This is a genomic window from Pandoraea commovens (assembly GCF_024704525.1).
Lineage (GTDB): Bacteria > Pseudomonadota > Gammaproteobacteria > Burkholderiales > Burkholderiaceae > Pandoraea > Pandoraea commovens.
The window spans coordinates 3,769,200-3,786,295 of sequence record NZ_CP102780.1 but is presented as its reverse complement, the minus strand read 5'-3'; the positions used below and the strand labels follow the sequence as shown (position 1 = coordinate 3,786,295).

Annotated in this window: 18 protein-coding genes; 8 read left to right on the top strand and 10 right to left on the bottom strand. The window is 64.3% G+C overall.

Annotated features, from left to right (window positions below; translation table 11 throughout):
• The first annotated feature begins 12 nt into the window (after positions 1-12).
• Positions 13-657: a tetratricopeptide repeat protein gene (locus tag NTU39_RS17170; protein ID WP_150663266.1), complete on the top strand. Its 645-nt coding sequence runs from the start codon at positions 13-15 to the stop codon at positions 655-657.
• On the top strand, positions 654-1,757 hold the full coding sequence (gene mnmH, locus NTU39_RS17165) for a tRNA 2-selenouridine(34) synthase MnmH (RefSeq protein WP_257958129.1): 1,104 nt from the start codon (positions 654-656) through the stop codon (positions 1,755-1,757). The genes NTU39_RS17170 and mnmH overlap by 4 nt, the downstream gene beginning before the upstream one ends.
• On the opposite strand, the gene NTU39_RS17160 is transcribed toward mnmH, so the two are convergent.
• The 7 genes from NTU39_RS17160 to NTU39_RS17130 form a co-directional block, all read right to left on the bottom strand.
• Positions 1,693-2,526, bottom strand: a complete 834-nt coding sequence (locus tag NTU39_RS17160; RefSeq protein ID WP_257958128.1) for an AraC family transcriptional regulator — start codon at positions 2,524-2,526, stop codon at positions 1,693-1,695. The two genes, mnmH and NTU39_RS17160, sit on opposite strands and share 65 nt — an antisense overlap.
• A gap of 57 nt (positions 2,527-2,583) precedes the next feature.
• On the bottom strand, positions 2,584-4,953 hold the full coding sequence (locus NTU39_RS17155) for an acetamidase/formamidase family protein (RefSeq protein WP_257958127.1): 2,370 nt from the start codon (positions 4,951-4,953) through the stop codon (positions 2,584-2,586).
• Positions 4,954-5,044: 91 nt separating this feature from the next.
• Positions 5,045-5,236, bottom strand: coding sequence for a DUF1427 family protein (locus NTU39_RS17150; protein ID WP_046292445.1), 192 nt, complete (start codon positions 5,234-5,236; stop codon positions 5,045-5,047).
• 10 nt (positions 5,237-5,246) lie between these two features.
• Entirely contained in the window at positions 5,247-5,504 is a 258-nt protein-coding gene (locus NTU39_RS17145) for a XapX domain-containing protein (protein WP_257958126.1), read from the bottom strand.
• A 94-nt stretch (positions 5,505-5,598) separates the two neighbouring features.
• Positions 5,599-6,627, bottom strand: a complete 1,029-nt coding sequence (locus NTU39_RS17140; RefSeq protein ID WP_150663261.1) for an acetamidase/formamidase family protein — start codon at positions 6,625-6,627, stop codon at positions 5,599-5,601.
• A gap of 122 nt (positions 6,628-6,749) precedes the next feature.
• Positions 6,750-7,610: an anti-sigma factor family protein gene (locus NTU39_RS17135; RefSeq protein WP_150663260.1), complete on the bottom strand. Its 861-nt coding sequence runs from the start codon at positions 7,608-7,610 to the stop codon at positions 6,750-6,752.
• Positions 7,607-8,179, bottom strand: coding sequence for an RNA polymerase sigma factor (locus NTU39_RS17130; protein WP_150663259.1), 573 nt, complete (start codon positions 8,177-8,179; stop codon positions 7,607-7,609). Before NTU39_RS17130 ends, NTU39_RS17135 begins: the two co-directional genes overlap by 4 nt.
• 202 nt (positions 8,180-8,381) lie before the next feature.
• Here NTU39_RS17130 and NTU39_RS17125 point away from each other — a divergent pair, with 202 nt between their 5' ends.
• From NTU39_RS17125 to NTU39_RS17105, 5 genes are all read left to right on the top strand, one after another.
• Positions 8,382-9,482, top strand: coding sequence for a catalase family peroxidase (locus tag NTU39_RS17125; RefSeq protein ID WP_246184446.1), 1,101 nt, complete (start codon positions 8,382-8,384; stop codon positions 9,480-9,482).
• Positions 9,479-10,021, top strand: coding sequence for a cytochrome b (locus tag NTU39_RS17120; protein WP_257958125.1), 543 nt, complete (start codon positions 9,479-9,481; stop codon positions 10,019-10,021). Before NTU39_RS17125 ends, NTU39_RS17120 begins: the two co-directional genes overlap by 4 nt.
• Before the next feature lie 243 nt (positions 10,022-10,264).
• Complete coding sequence (locus NTU39_RS17115; RefSeq protein ID WP_246179349.1) at positions 10,265-10,822, top strand: RNA polymerase sigma factor; 558 nt, start codon at positions 10,265-10,267, stop codon at positions 10,820-10,822.
• Positions 10,823-10,835: 13 nt separating this feature from the next.
• Positions 10,836-11,990 (top strand): anti-sigma factor family protein, encoded by a 1,155-nt coding sequence (locus NTU39_RS17110; RefSeq protein WP_257958124.1) that lies wholly within the window; start codon positions 10,836-10,838, stop codon positions 11,988-11,990.
• Positions 11,977-13,176: a cytochrome P450 gene (locus NTU39_RS17105; protein WP_257958123.1), complete on the top strand. Its 1,200-nt coding sequence runs from the start codon at positions 11,977-11,979 to the stop codon at positions 13,174-13,176. Before NTU39_RS17110 ends, NTU39_RS17105 begins: the two co-directional genes overlap by 14 nt.
• A 115-nt stretch (positions 13,177-13,291) precedes the next feature.
• On the opposite strand, the gene NTU39_RS17100 is transcribed toward NTU39_RS17105, so the two are convergent.
• The 3 genes from NTU39_RS17100 to NTU39_RS17090 all read right to left on the bottom strand — a co-directional run bounded on the left by NTU39_RS17100 (position 13,292) and on the right by NTU39_RS17090 (position 15,836).
• The gene (locus tag NTU39_RS17100; protein WP_246184445.1) at positions 13,292-13,780 is read right to left on the bottom strand and encodes a cupin domain-containing protein; all 489 of its coding nucleotides are present in this window, start codon (positions 13,778-13,780) and stop codon (positions 13,292-13,294) included.
• Positions 13,781-13,879: 99 nt separating this feature from the next.
• Positions 13,880-14,647, bottom strand: a complete 768-nt coding sequence (locus NTU39_RS17095; RefSeq protein WP_174984357.1) for a response regulator transcription factor — start codon at positions 14,645-14,647, stop codon at positions 13,880-13,882.
• A 298-nt stretch (positions 14,648-14,945) separates the two neighbouring features.
• Positions 14,946-15,836 carry a LysR substrate-binding domain-containing protein gene (locus tag NTU39_RS17090; RefSeq protein WP_246184444.1) on the bottom strand — a complete coding sequence of 297 codons (891 nt, stop codon included), beginning with the start codon at positions 15,834-15,836 and terminating at the stop codon, positions 14,946-14,948.
• Between the two features lie 171 nt (positions 15,837-16,007).
• Here NTU39_RS17090 and NTU39_RS17085 point away from each other — a divergent pair, with 171 nt between their 5' ends.
• Complete coding sequence (locus NTU39_RS17085; protein WP_150663252.1) at positions 16,008-17,072, top strand: ABC transporter substrate-binding protein; 1,065 nt, start codon at positions 16,008-16,010, stop codon at positions 17,070-17,072.
• Positions 17,073-17,096 lie beyond the last annotated feature (24 nt).

The window sequence follows — 17,096 nt, the reverse complement described above, 5'->3', positions numbered from 1 at the left end:
TTTCTTTCCCTGATGATTCGATCTTTGACGTGGTTGGCGATGGTGTGCGCACTGGGCGGCGTGTTGGGCGCGCTGGGGTGCAGCACGCCCGCACCGAAGGCGAGCGGCCCTGATTACGCGGCGCAGGGCGGCGCGGCCGAGGTGCGTGGCGACTGGGACGGCGCGCGCCGCGCCTTCGGGCAGGCGGTGCTCGTGGCGGACCAGTCGGGCTGGCCCGCATCGCAACGCGCCGCCATGCACTTCGACTACGGGCGCGCGCTGGGCGTGACCTGCTACTACGACGAAGCCGAGCGCGAGCTTAGCCAGGCGTACGACCTCGACATCCTCACGGCACGATACCGCTATCCGGCGCTGGTCGAACTGGCGCGTCTCGCGCTCGCGCAACGTCAGTTCGGGATTTCCGCAAAATACTTCGGCCGGGCACTCGGCACGCTCGACCGGCTGGAAGCGGCGCGCAAAGTGCCGTTCGCCTACGCCGAATTGCTCGACGATTACGCGCTGGCACTGGGCGGCGCGGGCGATGCGGAAGCGGCCACCCGCATCATCGACCGTGCGGCCAAAGTGCGCGCGAGCCTCGACGGTGATGCGAGCGTCCAGCCGACGACGCGCACACCCTACGGCAAGTATTGCGGGCAACTGGCAGCGGGGGCGCGATGAACCATCTCCGTGTGCCGCTCGCGAACGTCGCCGAGTTCGATGAAATCATCGATGTGCGCACACCGCTCGAATTCGCCGAGGACCATATCCCTGGCGCGATCAACGCCCCCGTACTCAGCAACGAAGAACGCGCCATCGTCGGCACGATGTACAAGCAGGTTTCGCCATTCGACGCGTCGCGTGAAGGTGCGGCCATGGTCGCGCGCAACATCGCCAGGCATCTCGACACGCTGTTCGCCGACCGGCCGCGCAACTGGCGTCCGCTCGTGTATTGCTGGCGCGGCGGCATGCGCTCGGCGTCCATGACCTTGATGATGAATATGATCGGCTGGCGCGCCCGGCAGCTTGAGGGCGGTTACAAGACATACCGCACCGATGTCGTGGCGTCGCTGGCGACTCTGCCGCCCACGCTCGACTACATCGTCCTTGCAGGTCATACCGGTAGCGGCAAGACCCGTCTGCTGCATGCGCTCGCGGACGCTGGCGCTCAGACGCTCGATCTCGAGGGCCTCGCCGTACATCGCGGGTCGCTCCTCGGCGCGATGCCGGACGCCCCGCAGCCGTCGCAAAAGTCGTTCGACACGTCGCTCATCGGGGTGCTGCGCAGCTTCGACGCAACGCGTCCCGTGTTTGTCGAGGCGGAAAGCCGCCGGATCGGACTGATCACATTGCCCGAGTCGCTGATGACGTCGCTACGCGGCACGATGCGATGCGTCGAAGTGAATGTGAGTGTGGACGAGCGCGTCGAACTGCTGACGCAGGAGTATGGCCACCTGCTGGCTCAGCCTGAATACTTCCGTGCGCAGTTGCTGCGTCTGGTCGAATTGCATGGCAAGGCGGTGGTCGATCAATGGCTGGCGATGCTCGACAACGGGCAACAGCGTGAGTTGTCCGAAGCGCTAATCACGCGCCACTACGACCCGGCCTACACGCGCAGCTCGCGCAAGCTGCTGCAAGGGCTGGCGAAGGCGATACCGTTCGAATTCCACCCGACGGCGCAAGACCTGCGCGCACAGGCGCAGGCCTTGCTCGCGCTTACTTCACCGGCAGACAGATGCGGGTCTGAAGCTGCGCCGCCGGTGTCGAGCGGGGATCGTTGAGGTACTGCTCGAACATCGGGAAGTTGGCGGGCTCCAGTCCGCTGGCGGGCAGCCACTGCGCGAACAGCCACTGATAGGGCTTGCTCATCTCGTTGTACGGCCCGGTGTACGTCAGTACGGCGCATTTTCCTGCGGGAATCTCGAAGCGTTCCAGATCGCCGCCGATCTCGGCATCCGATGGCACCGACATCCCCGCGAGCGAGCGCAATTGTGCGGCGGGGACTTGCTCCGGGTCGTCGAAGTAGACGCCGAAGCCGGTCGCATCCGGATGGGCGAGGCCCTGCGCGGCAGCGAGCATGAAGGCGCGTGTGAAGACGGGGCCGATGCCCTGATAGTCGCCGTTGTGACGGAGCACGGCGAGAGTGGTGGCGGGAAACGATTCGACTGAGATCGGGTACATGGCTAGCTCCTGAGGATCGATGGGTCCGGAGCGGACGTCTCGGTAGCGTCCCGGCGGGATGCCGAAGAACGCACCGAAGGCCCGGTTGAACGCAGCGTCCGACGCATAGCCGGCACGCGACGCCACAACACGCATCGAATCCTCTGACCCCGACAGGGCAATCGCCGCACGGTGCATGCGAATGCGCTGCACCGAATTGTTCACCGTCTCACCGAGCAATGCGCGGTAGACACGATGAAAGTGGTACGGCGACAGACACGCCAGCTCGGCCAGGCGATGCAGGTCCGGATCGCTCTCCGGATGGTCGGCAAGCCAACGGAGCACGGGCTCCATGCGTTCGGCGTATCTCAGTCGGGTCTGGGGTTTCATCTGCGCTCCTTGGACGCCAATGTAGCCACAGGCGATTTGCCGATTTTGCGGTTTTCTTCAGTCGTTGAACATCCCCTTTCGAATAATCGCGTGCACGCCCCAGTTGCCGTTGACGACCTGCGTCACGCCGAAATCGACGGAGACCGAAAGAATCGCGGTGGCTTCGTCCTCTGTTAGCCGCTTGACCTGCATGAGAAAGCGGCGCGCCTTGAGGAAGGCGTCGCGCAGGGCGCTGTCGAGCGTCGATTTCATGTAAATCTGGCTCTGCGCCTTCTGTCCCAGCTCGGCCAGATGGTTCGGCGAACTGAAGCCGTGGATGATCCACTCCGTGGGCGTCTCGACCAGCGGATAGGTCAGATCCGCGTACGGCGCCCGTGCTTCGATGGCAGCCTTCTTGTGCAGCACCAGTTGGATGTTGCCCGTAAGCGAGCATTCGATGGCGGTGCCGCCGAGTTCGGCGTCGCCCTGCGAGGCGTGCGGATCGCCGATGGAGAGCAGTGCGCCCGGCACGGCGACTTTCAGAAAGACGCTCGCACCACGCGTCACGCGCCAGTTATCGAGATTGCCCGCGTAGCTCGACGGCGGAATGGAGTCGATCAGACCGTCTTGCGCAGGCGCGACGGCAAGCACGCCGAAGTGCGGGCGCAGCGGAATCTCGACGTTCTTCAGCGTCCGGAAATTCTTGGTGATGCGAGTGTGATCGACCGGCACGCCGGGATAGTCGATGGTCGGATGGACCACGCCGAAGGGGTCTTGCTGCGGCGTCCAGCGGAAGCTGTAGATGGCGCGGGCAACGTCGGTGCCTTCCTCTGCATCATCATGGCAATCGATCTCGAACACCGTCACGACCTCGCGCTCGCGCGGCAACGTGAGCATGTCCTGATAGTGAAAGCCCCACCACGTTGACGCGTGGCTGCCGAACGCCTTGCCCGCGAACTCGGGATTCGCGCTCGGCCGGGGATGCAGATCGAGAATGCGGACTTCGAGCACGTCGCCCGGCATCGCGTCTTCGACGGCGATGGGGCCGGTGCAGATGTGCACACCGAAGCCTTCACCTGCGCCGCGTCCATAGACGGAGGCGTCCATCGGTCCCGCGCCGCGCCGGTCAACGTTCTTCTGCGTCGCCGTCCAGTGGAACACGCTTTGCGCACCCGGATCGCCCTGAATCATGCGCTCCCAGTCGTCGGTCGCATGCTGCGTGAGTGTCTCGACGGTCACAGTGTCGCCCGACGCGACGGTGAGCACGGGGGGAAGATCGTGACTGAGATACCCCCAATGCACCGAGTCGCATGTCGCGCGCAGATAGTGGTGCTGTCCGGCGTCATGGGGCAGGGCGGGACGGGCGACGCTGCCGGGTATTGCGTCGCGTTCCGCGAGGGCCATCGCCGCCGCCGGACCAATGCTCGTTCGATGCGCCAGCCCGGCAGGCACATCGGGATGTCCGCGCGAGATGCGCGCGCGCTCCGGCAGCGCACGGGAACGCAGTGCCTGATCGCGGCTTGCCTTGGGCGACACGCCAAACCGCTCGCGAAAGGCCTGACTGAAGTAAGACGGATCGTTGAAACCCCAGCGATAGCAGATGTCCGACACCGACAACTGGTCGTACGCGGGATTCTGCAAATCTGCGTGACAACGCTGCAAACGACTATTGCGCAGGTAGGACGAGAAGCTTTGACCGGCGTCTTCGAAGAGCTTGCGCAGATACCGGTCCGATACGTGCTCGTCTTTCGCGATGGCGCACAGCGACAGATCCGGCTCGGCCAGACGGGCCTGAATGCGGTGGCAGATGCGCGTGAACACGATGCCGCGCGACGTCGAGAGGTGGGTCGACGCTTGTGGTTTGGCCGCCGCGAGCGCCGAGGCGAGACATTCCAGAATCACATTCTCGACGGGTTCCAGCGCGTGCGGATCGGCGTCCTGCATCGCGTCGAGTTGCATGGCGAGTCCGCCGAGCAGCGCGCCGAACAGACGCGAGACGCTGTCGGGCAGCTTGCATGTCTGCACGGGCGGCGCACTGCCCAGTCGCGGTGCGATCAGCGTGTGACGCACGTGCACCGAAATCAGCCGGAACGGCGTGCGGGCGATGAGGTCGGCGCTCTGTGCGCCCGGAATGCACGCGATGTCGCCAGCGGCCAGCGTCTCGCCATCGAGTGCGCCTGCGCTGGCCAGCGTCATCTGACCGTCGAGCAGCATGACGAGCAGGAAGCCACGCTCACCGCCTGCGCGCGCCGATACGGTTTGCGGCGTGGACGAGATCACCGAGAGTTCGATACCGGCGGGCGTGCGATGCGTGAGCAACGTGCCGTGCAGCGGTTCTCCGGCCGGTGGCGGACGAAAGTGCAGACGGGCGTCGAGCAGACGCGCCTGCCATGCGGGCCCGCGCTGGTCCTGGGCATAGGACTCCGTTGAAAAGTGCGCACGATCCAAGTCCGGCCTCCATCAGAAATGACAACGACGACACCCCGGCGCAGCGCTTGTGAGTCGCTGCGCCGGGGCTGGCGTCAATAGTGCAAGGGCGTCAGCCGAAGTGCAACTGCCCGCGCATCGCCGCCACGAAGGCGAAGCCGATGAACGTGCCGACGATGGCGAAGATGCCGCCGAGGACGTTAGGGGCCGGAATCGGTGCGCGTACGCCGGTGTAAAGCACACCGGTCACGAGTCCGACGGCGGCGGCCTGCAACTCCGTCGCGCCAAGTGTGATTTCTACCATGACAACCTCCTCAGGACCGGCTGGACGAGTTGGCGGGGCGGGCGTTCAGCGACGTATCCAGACCCTCGGCGGGCGGACGTCCGAACGTGACCGAGCGACGCCACACATTCACGATCAGATAGCCGAGGTACGTGAAGATGATGGCGAAGATGCCGCCGAGCACATTCGGGGCGGGAATCGGCAGGTTGAGCCACGAGTACAGCGTGCCCGTGACCAGACCGACGATCAGGGCGACAAGCTCGTTGCGCCCGACATAGACGTATTGCATGGAAGCGTCTCCCGATGAAGAGACAACATGAAATGCCGCGCACCGCACGGCGCACCCTTGACGTCCGGGCACACCGGGCAGGCAGCCAGAGCGCTCAGGTCTTGGACGACTTGGGCGGGAACATGCCGCGTGGCATGGTGCAGTGCACCCCTTGCGTGCCGTCGACGACCTGCGTCACACCGAAGTCGGCCGCCACGCTCATGAGCGAGTAAGCGTCGTCGCGCGAGAGGCCCTGTTGCTCGGTGAGCAGCTTGATCATGTCGCGCGCGGCGTTCTTGCCCGCTTCGTCCAGATCCTGATGGAAGCCGTGAACGATCCAGCAGTCGGGCGTCTCCAGTAGCGGCGACGGGAATTCGAAGTCCTTGCGCAGCACCACCTGGAACAGCACGTTGAGCGATGCCTCGATGGCCGTGCCGCTGATTTCGCCGTCGCCCTGCGAGATGTGCGGGTCGCCAATGGAGAAGAGGCCGCCGTCGACCTGCACTTTGTAGTACATCGTCGCCCCGGCACCGATACGCCAGTTGTCGATGTTGCCGCCGTGCAGCCCCGGCTCGACCGTGCTCACGCGGCCTTGTGCGTCAGGCGCGACGCCCGCCGTGCCGAGGTGCGGACGCACCGGCACCCGCACACCGGCGAGCGCGGGCTGCTTGCAGCACTCACGATGGTCCACCACCTTGCCCGGCGTGGTCAGCTTGCCCGGATAGTCGAACGCGAACAGGGCGTGCGCGGTGTTCGAACTGTTGTCGAGTTCGTAGATGGTCACGCGCTCTTTCTGGAAGTCGTCGTAGAGCTGACCCCAGTGGGCGGCGACGTTCGCGCCGAAGCGAAAGCGCGGAATCATCTGGAGGTAGCGCACTTCGAGCATGTCGCCCGGCTTCGCGCCTTCCACGTAGATCGGGCCGGTCATGATGTGCACGCCCGGGTTGCGGTCTTCGTGGGGAATCTTGTCGTAGATGGCGCGCACGGCGTCGTCCATCATCAGGTCGGGCGCGTCGCCCGCATGATGGGTAACGGCTTCGGCGCGAATGAAATCGCCGCTCTTGATGGTCAGGGCCGGGGTTTGCGCGGCGTTGAAATAGCCCCAGTGCACCGTGTCGGGCCGTGCGGGAAGGTCGTGAAGCATGCCATGTCTCCTAGAGTTTTTGTCTGACTGCCCGCAAACACAGTTCACGGTGAAGTCATGGTAGTGCCCGACAAAAACGCACGATTAGGAGCGTTTGACACCTTCTCTATTGCTGGGAGGAACTAACGTTTACCCGTCCCACGCATCTCCAGTGACGCGTACACGTCCTGTGACAGGCCCGTCAGCGTCGCGCGGTCGATACCGCCCGAGATCGCATAGCCGAACGTCTTGTCGACCCAGTAGAAAACCCTGACCGGACCGTCCTCGTAGAAGCGGAAAGCGGCGGGCTGTCCTTCGACACCGGCCGGAGAGATGCACACGGTGATGCGCTCGCCCGCGTCGTTGCGATACATGTACTGCACGACGTGTTCGTCGCTGTCGGGCAGCACGCGTCCGCCACTCAGGTGGAAGCCGCGCGAGGACAGGTCCGGCGCTTGCGCGGCGGTTTCCAGACGGCTTGCGATCCACTTGGAGAAACGTGCTTCGGACTCCCCGTCCATGCCGGTGGGGCGCTGAATTTCGGGCATGTAGACGACGTGCGCAATGGCGGCGCGTCGGGCGAAGCGCGCCGCACCGTCGGCGGCGGTGGCAAGCGATGGCGCTGCCTCGCGCATGGCGATGGCGGACGCATTCGTTTCCCGCGCCGACCATAGGCGATTGCCCTGAACGCCAATGCCGATGCCGACGACCAGCGCGGCGGCCAGCCCGGCAAACCGGGGCCAGTTGGCGGCGACTTTGCCGCGCGGCATCGGCGCCTGCACGTCTGCCGGACGTTGCAACCGGGGCGGCACCGGTTCATCCAGTACATCGTCGTAGCGCTCGTGCAGCGCGCGTCGCAGGGCGACGAGTTCGCTCACGGCCGCCGCGAGCGCCGGGTCGGTGGCGAGGGCGTTGTCCAGTTCTGCACGACGCTGCGGGGGCAATTCCCCGTCGACGTACGCGTGCAGTTCGTTATCGTCGATCGGGCGGTTGGGTTCGTTCATCGCACCACCTTGAGCTTGGCTGACGGTCCTGTCTGGGCCGACTGGGTGGACGGTGTCCCTCCCGCCATGAGATCGCGCAGCCGTTGCCGACCGCGCGATAACCGCGACATTACCGTGCCGATCGGCACGCGCAACGTGGCGGCGACGTCCGCATAACTCATGTCTTCCAGACCCACGAGCAGGACGATGGCCCGTTGCTCGTCGGGGAGATGCCGCAGTGCTTCGTCGAGATCGCGGATTTCGAGACGGCGGGCGGGGTCGGACGTCGGCATCTGAACGGATGCGTGACTGACGTCGTGCTCGACTAGGTCGCCAATGTTAGTTTCGTCCAGCGAGACGTGGGTCGCCTGCGCGGGCGCGCGGCGTTGCTGATTGAGAAACAGGTTATGCATGATGGTGAAAAGCCATGCGCGGGCGTCCGTGCCCGCTTCGAACATCGTGTGGCGGGAGAGGGCGCGCTCCAGTGTGTCCTGCACCAGGTCGTCGGCCAGCTCGGTATTGCCCGTGAGCGCGCGGGCATACCGCCGCAGTCGCGGGACGTGGTGATAGAACTGGTCGCGAATATCCATGCCGTCAGAGATCGAATGCGGTGAGCCGTGCCATAAGAGGTCAACACGCGTGGCTGCTCGCTTATTCCATGAAACCGAAAATAAAACGGGCGACGACGGAATAAGGGCCGCGCGGATGTGTTTTACCGTGAAGACGCCCGTGTTTCCACGATCTGCTCATCCGGCAACCTGCCCCGGGACGTCATCACAAGGAGCCTCATTCGTGACCGAACCTTCCTCGTCCGATCCTCGCGCCATTTGCGTGCCTTGCCGGGCGGCGGCCATCGTCGCCGTTGTCGGCCTGCTCGCGGGCGGTTTTGCTTACGCTGCCGGGTGGCTCACGCCGCAGCGCCTGAGCCCCCGTACCGTCATCGATACGTTCGAGTCGAACGGCGGCATTCACGAAGGCTTCCGTCGCAATCACGCGAAGGGCCTGTGCGTGGACGGATATTTCGAGAGTAATGGAGGCGCGGCGTCGCTGTCCAAGGCGCTCGTCTTCGTCCCCGGACGCACCCCCGTGACCGGCCGTTTCGCGATTCCCGGACCGAACCCGACCGCCTCGGACAACAGCGTACCGATTCGCAGCATGGCGTTGATGTTCACGCTAGCCGACGGCCAGCAGTGGCGCACCGGCATGAACACGACACCGCTGTTCGCCGTGCGCACACCGGAGGAGTTCTACGCGCAGCTTGACGCGTCGCGCCCCGATCCGTCGACCGGCAAGCCCGATCCGGCGAAGTTGCAGGCGTTCTTTGCCGCGCATCCCGACACGCAGCCGTTCCGCGACTGGGTCAAGGGGCATCCGCCGTCGTCGAGCTACGCCAACGCGGCGTACTACGGCATCAACGCGTTCTATTTCGTCGACGCCAACGGGCAACGCACGGCCGTGCGCTGGTCGATGCAGCCGGAGTTGCCTTTCGACACCGTGACCGACAAGGAGAAGGGCGACGCCAATTACCTCGCAAGCGAGTTGTACGAGCGTCTGAAGCAGGGGCCGGTGCGCTGGCATCTGGTGGTGACCGTGGCTGATCCGGGCGATCCGACCGACGATGCCACACGCCAGTGGCCAGCCTCGCGCAAGCAGGTCGATGCGGGCACGCTGGTGCTGTCGCGGGCGGCGTCGCAAGACGATGGCGCATGCCGCGACGTCAACTTCGATCCGACGATTCTGCCTGCGGGCATCGAGCCGTCCGACGATCCGCTACTCGCAGCACGCTCGGCTGCGTACGCGCTGTCGTACAAGCGTCGCACGCGCGAAGAAGCGTTGAACGGTGCTCCCGATGCACCGCAAGGCAACACGACTCAGGAGGCCCGTTCGCGATGAATCGTCCCCATCTTCACTTCAGTCCCGTTCAGCGCTGGTTGCACTGGGGCATGGCGATTGCCATGCTCGCGATGCTGTTTATCGGGGTCATCATGGTCAGCACGCTGACGCAGGCGCACACCACGCTGATCGCCTTGCATAGGCCGCTCGGCATCGTGATTCTCGCGCTGGTCATGCTTCGCATCATCGTGCGCATCAAGCGCGGCAGCCCGCCGCTGCCCGACAGCGTGCCGTCGATGCAGCAGACGATTGCCAAAGCATCGCATCTGCTGCTGTATGCGCTGATGCTCGCGATGCCGCTGATCGGTTGGGCGATGGTGTCGGCCGGTGGCTATCCGGTGACGTTGTTCGGTGCCTGTCATCTGCCGCCACTGGTGTCGGCGGATGCGCGTCTGTTTGCGGTCTTGCGCGCGCTGCACACGTGGCTGGCGTTCGCGCTGTTCGCGCTCGTGATCGGGCATCTTGCGGCGGCGCTGATGCACGGCCTTATCAAGCGCGACGGTGTGTTTTCCAGCATGGCGCGGGGGCATCGGCCCTAATTCGGGTTTGAGAGCTTCTGACGGCTTGAGCTTGTGTAGCGAAATGACGACGGGATGCGCAGTTTCGGCATCCCGTCGTTTTTTCATGACACGCCCGCAGGCCGCATGATCCGGTCATCTAGATGTCGATGAGTTGTATTGAGGCCTGTATTGAGAGGGATTTGCAAAGATTTTTATGTTTTCGCGATATCGACTTGGGAATAATGCGAATCTTTCGGCCCGTCGCCGTAGTGGTGAGTGAACATGATGCAGTTCGAGCACGATTCGGGGTTTGCGCGGCTGCTGCTCCCCATGTTGCCGAAGCTGTGGACGTTCGCGTTGCGGCTCACCGGCGACCGTCACGACGCCGAAGACCTCGTGCAGCGCGCCTGCGTGCGTGCGCTTGAGCGTGCCGACGCCCAGTTGCGGCCCGACAGTGCGCCGCTGAACTGGCTCTACTCCATCGTCCATTCCCTGTGGCTTAACGAACTGCGGGCGCGTAACGTGCGCAATCGCGGCGGCGTCGCATGGGACGACACGTTGCTCGAGAACATTGCTGACTCCGTGTCGGGATTGCCGGACGAGCATGTCGGACACCGCCAGATCGTCGATGCCGTCGAGCGGCTGCCCACGCCGCAGCGCGTGGCGCTGCTGCTCGTCGCGGTCGAAGGCTTCAGCTATCGTGAGGCGGCGCAGATTCTCGATGTGCCGGTTGCCACGGTCATGGGCCGTTTGTCGGCTGCGCGTCAGCGTCTGGGCGTGCAGTTCGATGTGACGCCGCGTCGACGCGGCACCTCCGCCGTTGGCGAAACGCCGACGTGAAGGTGACGACCCGATGGTGATCACCGACCAGATTCTTCTCTCCTATGTAGACGGTAGCCTGAGCGAGGATGCCGCGTCCAAGGTCGAAGCTGCGATAGCGAGTTCGCCGGACATCGCTGCGCGTGTGGTGGCGTTGTACGCGTCCGATCTGCCGTTTCAGGCCGCGTACGAGACCTGCTTCACCGCGCCGGTTCCACCTGATCTGGTGTCGACGGTGCGCACGCTGGTGCGTGGGCGCACGACGCTGGATGTGCCCTCGCATATCGCCAGCGCCAACGACGCACGCTTTGTCCGCGCCGGGCGGGAGAGGCAGGAGGGGCGTGAGGGGCGACGCGTTCACGTCCGCAGCCCGGACGGTGTGGCGCGTCGCAGTTCGCTCGACTGCGAGTTCGATGAATCGACGCCGTCCGTCAGCAAGCCGCCACGTGTGATCTGGTGGCAGATCGGCGGTTTCGCAGCGGGCGCGACGGCGTTCGCCGTGCTGGTCGCCAGCGCCGGTGCACGCTTTCTGACCGAGGGCCCGGCACCGACGCCTATGCCTATCTCGCACGCCATGTCCGTCGCGGGCAATCTGGATGTCGACAGTGTGGCGGCGTCGCCGCCGGAGGCCGCCAACGCGTGGCACGGATCTTACGAGCCGTGGGTGCGCGCATTTGTTTCGTATCAATCGCTCTTTGCCAGAGCGACCCTCGATCCGCTCGACGACGAAGCGGCCGAGGCCATCGCCACGGTGCGCGCCATCCGCCACCGCGACGATATTCCACTGGTCGTGCCCGATCTGCGCCGTGCCGGTATGGAGTTCAAGCGCTTGCAGCGCTTACAGTTCGACGGCCGTGCCGTCGTTCAGATGGCTTATCTGCCCCGCGAAGGGCCGCCCGTGGCGATCTACGTCGTGAAGGACACGCGTCTGGCGCACGGCCCCTCCGCACAGACCATTCCCCCCATGGATACGGTGACGTGGCGCCGTGACGGGCAAATGTTCGCGTTGGTCTCCCTGGCCGGGTCGAGCGATCTGTTGCCGATTGCCCGCGCGCTCGCCAACGACGTCGTGCCGGTGCTCTATGACGGCGGCACCACGCCGCCGGGCCTGCAAGCCAATGGTGACTTGCAGCCGTTCACCGATGCGATGGCGGACGCCCCCCTTTCAAAGACTTATGAACCTCGCTGATTTTTCGTCTCCCGCATTTTTCGATAATCCTTATCCGATCTACGAACGTTTGCGCCAGGCTGGCGATTTGGTGCCCATCGGCCCCTCGTTGATGGTGACGGGCCGCTACGACCTGATCGAAGCGCTATTGCACGATCGCCGCATGGGTAAGGCGTACATGCCGAGCGTGATTGCGCGCTACGGCCCGCTCGCCGTCGAGCAACCGGTGTTTCGCGCGATCAGCCGCATGTTCCTGATGGCCAATCCGCCGGAACATACGCGTCTGCGCACGCTGCTGATGCACTCGTTCAACGCGCGACGCATCGAGGACCTTTCCGGCGATATGCATCGGCAGGCGGCCAGCCTCATCGAAGCGATGCCTGCGACCGGTCCGGTCGACCTGATGGCGGCTTACTGCACGCCGCTGCCGCTGCGTATCATCTGCCGCTTGCTCGACGTGCCGCTAGCGGACGGGCAGGTGCTCGGGGAAAGTGCCGCCGCGCTGGTGCGGGCGTTCGATCTCGCGCCGCTCGACGAGGCCGGGCTGGCTGACGCCAACAAGGGCGCAGTGACGCTCGAATCGTATTTCGACCGTCTGCTGCGCGCACGCCGCCGTCAGCCGGGCGACGATCTGCTCTCTGCACTGATTGTCGCTACGAGCGGGGAGGGCGGTCTGTCGGACGAGGAAATCGTGGCGAACATGCTGCTGCTGTTCGTCGCAGGGCACGAGACGACGTCGAACATGCTGGGCAATGCGCTGATCCATCTGTATCGCGATCCGGCGCAATGGCAGCAGCTTCGCAGCGATCCGTCGCTCACGCAGGGGGCCGTTGTCGAGGCGATGCGCTTCGACAGTTCGGTGCAGATGGTCGCGCGTACGGCGCTCTCGCCGGTGCGCGTGGGCGATGTCGCTGTCGAGACCGGCACGACAGTGTTCATGTTGCTGGGTGCGGCCAACCGCGATCCGGCGAAGTTCGACAACCCGGACCGGTACGATCTCCGGCGGGAAAACCACGGCCGGTTGATCTCGTTCAGTGCGGGCATCCACCACTGTCTCGGCGCACGGCTCGCGACGGCCACGCTGCAAATCGCGCTCGACAAGCTGCTCAGCAGCTTCCCGAACCTGACGATCACCGGTCTGGACGACCTGCGCTGGCATCGCCGCCACAGCCTGCGCGGTGTGGCGTCGTTGATGGCGAATTACTGAAGACGGACGCCAGACGGGACCGTTCGACGGTCTCAGTCCGGTCGTCCAAAGCAACGCGGCCCGTCACTTCATCGGTGACGGGCCGCGTTGTCTGGTGATACCGGTTCGGACGGGGTTATTGGTCGATGTGCGAGGGGGCGTCGGTGTCGTACACGGCGTACAACTTGGTGTAGCCCTTCGATTCGAACACGCCCGTCCAGCCCTTGGGCAGCGTGACTGCTTCGCCCGGACCGGCTTCCACGACGGTGCCATCGCTCGACGTGAACTTCGCGCCGCCGCTCAGGAACACCAGCAGTTCCGTGTATGGATAGCCGGGGGCCGAGCGAATTTCTTCGCGCACGGGGCCGGACTTGAACACGCCGGTCTGGAACGCCTTGTCGGGCGAGGTGAAGGTGGTGACGTCGACGGTGTCGTTGCCGTCTTCGTTTTCATGCACCGCGTCGTCGCGGTCGAAGACGGGACCGGCCAGCTCCTGCTTGTTCACCTTGATGGGGTGGAGCGCTGCGGCGTTTGCGTCACCGGCATAAATCGTGAAATACAGCGCGAACGTCATCAGCGCGACGGCGGCCTTGCGTGCCGTTCCATGGGTCCTGCGTTGCAGCATATCGTTGTCTCTGTTGTCTTTATTGACTTTCGTCTGCCCCTGAATGGCGCGTGCGCTGCCGGACGGCAGGCGTCCGCCAGCGGGCCGGGCGAGAGCTTATCAATCGCGAGAGACTTCAGGCAAGGACTGCGTGTGCGAGGCGACGCCTGTGGCGCGCGTACTACGGACCGGGCTTAGTGAGCGTTGCGGGCGTGCACCAAGGCAGTAGCCGCCGCCGTACACGGCACGCAGCACGAGACCGTGTTCGCCGCGCAGGCCGAGCCGGTTACGCAGCAGATAGACGTGTTGCTCGATGCTGCGCGCCGCCGAGGCTTCGTCGCTGCGCCAGATCAGCGAGGCGATGCGCGCGCGGCTCACCCGCATGTCCGGGGCCGAGAAGAGCAGCCACGCCAGCGCGAACTCGCGGGCCGTCAGTTCGACCTCGATGCCCCCGACCGCCACCGTGTCCCGGCCACGGTCGAGCTGATACACCCCGACTTCGAGCAGGTCTTCGCTGCGAGCCGCGTTGGCCGAGGCGCGCCGGTGCAGCGTCATCGCCAGACGCGTCTGCAACTCGGCCACGTCCACGGGGAAGGGCAGCACGTCGTCGCACCCGGCGCGAAACGACAGGTCGAGCATCCACGACGGGGTGCCGAATCCGATGACCAGCGCGCCTGCGCTGCGCGTGCCGCGGCGGCGAGCGAGAACGCCCTGCAAGTCGAGAGGGCCGAGTGCGGCATCGACGAGTGCCGCCGTATAGGGAATGCGCGAGGCGGCCACAAGATATTGGGCGGCGTCGTCAAAGCGCTGGCACTCGCCATCGGCACTGAGGCGTTGGCGGATGGCCTCGAAGAGCCCGATGTCTGACGTAAGAACTGCAAACTTCACTTCATGCTCCTGTTGCCGAACTCGAATTCGTTGTTTCATGCATCTGGCGTGCCCGAGAGAAAAATTGTCGGGAATCGCGTTGTCATGCTTAAAACACTTCAGTCCGCCAAAAGAAACTTGAGGAATTTGCATCGACCTGTTGAAGGCTTGCTGTATCGAGACGCAATGCGTGGGGATGCTAGTTGACGTAAACGGAAAGTCCTGATGCTGACGCCCTGCGTTGGGGCAATGACGCGTCGTTTTGGGGCAGGGCGGCCGACGTCGCCATGCTTCGTTGGCAAGTCAGGCTCAAGTGGGCTCAATCGGCCAGCAGCTCGACCATGCGTTGTTTCGTGTAGTCGACGAACGCCTGTGCCAGCCGTGAGGGTGGATGCTGCGTGGACGTGACCAGCGAGAAGCCTGACATGACGACCGGTTCGAACGGTTTGACCAGCACCCGACCGGCCGCATAGCGCGCGGTGACCTGATCGATGATCGCTACCCCGGCGCCGTGCTGGACCAGCACGCATATCGCTGCCGACAACTGGGATTCTGCGCTCATCACCCGATCGATCTGCCGCTCGGCAAAGAGCCGGTCGATGTACATCCGATTATCGAATTCCTTCGGATAGGAAATGAAGGATTCGTCGCGCAGGTCCTCCGGTCGGATGACGTCCCGGTCGGCGAGACGGTGGCCCAGCGGCAGGATGCAGCGCATGGGGGCGCGGTGCAGTATCTCGACGTTGGCCCCCGCATGCGTGAGCGGGTGCGCGATGAAGCCCACATCGCAACGACGCCCGACCACCATATCCACCACGATGCTCGACGCATGAATCAGCAGCGTCGTGCTCACGCCGGGGTGCTCGCGCATGAAGCCCGTCAGCGTGGTGGGCAGAAACTCCAGCGCAAGCGCGGGCGCACCTGCGATGTGCAGCGAGCCGCGTCGCAACGATTTGATCTGCTCGGCGGTCTGCGCGATGCGGTCGATGCCCGCAAACGAGCGCTCCACTTCCTCGAACAGCACCATCGCCTCGGGCGTCGGATTCAGTCGGCCGTTGCTCCGGTCGAATAAGGAAAACCCTACGTCGGCTTCCAGATCGTTGATCAGTCGCGTGACGGCCGGTTGCGAGATGTGGAGCATGTCCGCCGCGCGAGTGACCGTCTGACGCAGGATCAGCGCGCGAAATGCCTCCAACTGCCGGATCTTCATCGAAGCTTGTCTCCGCTCCCCCATAACATTTGCGTATGGCGGAGCAAAAAAATGTGATTTGACCGTGCGTGTGTCGAAAATGACTCTACGAAAACCACGCAATAGTTTCATTTTTTTCGTAATGCCGGGCCATAACATCACATAACACTGCATCACGCAAGGAGCTTCCCGATGAAGACTGTCGTCCCCCAAACGCTTCGCAAGCTTGGCCGTGCCGCCGCGATTTCTGTCGGTGCGGGATTGGTTTTTGGCGCTGCCGCCGCGCATGCCGATACGACGCTGTATGTCGGCGCGTACGGCGGTTCGTTCGAACAGATGTTGAAGAAAGACGTCATTCCCGGCTTCGAGCGGGCCAACCCGGGCACCAAGGTTGTGATCGTGCCGGGCGACTCCACGACGACGCTCGCGAAGCTTCAGGCGCAAAAGGGTAAGGCTGGCATGGACGTGGTCTTCCTCGACGACGGTCCGATGTATCAAGCCATCCAGATGGGCTTCTGCGGCAAGCTCGCCGACGCGCCGGTCTATCAGGATCTCTACGACATCGCGAAGTTCAAGAGCGGCAACGCTGTGGCGGCCGGTCTGATCGCGACCGGCATCGCCTACAACACGCGTCTGTTCCAGTCGAAGGGATGGCCCGCGCCGACGTCGTGGAAGGAACTCTCCGACCCGAAGTACAAGGGCAAGCTCGTGATGCCGAGCATCAAGAACACGTACGGTCTGCATGCGCTGCTCGTCGAGTCGAAGCTTAACGGCGGCAGCGACAGCAACATCGATCCGGGCTTCAAGGAGATGGAAAAGATTGCCCCGAACGTGCTGTCGTTCGATCCGTCGCCGGGCAAGATCGCCGAGCTGTTCCAGGCCGACGAAGTCGCGCTGGCGGTATGGGGTAATGGCCGTGTGCAGGCGCTGCGTCAGCAGGGCATTCCGGTCGAGTTCGTCTATCCGAAGGAAGGCGCGGTGGCGCTCGGCATGGGCATGTGCGTGGTCGACAAGTCGGCCAACGATGCCCTCGCGCAGAAGTTCATCCAGATGATTCTCTCGCCGCAGACGCAAGCCGTGCTGGCCGAAAGCCAGGGCGTGGCACCGTCCAACAAGAAGACCCAGTTGTCGATGTCGGTCGCCGCGCGCGTACCGTCGCCCGCACAGATCGACAAGCTCGTGCGTGTCGACTGGGATGTCGTGAACGCCAAGCGTGCCGAATGGACGCAGCGCTGGAATCGTCAGATCGAGCGCTAAGCGATTAAGTGAATTCGGACGTTG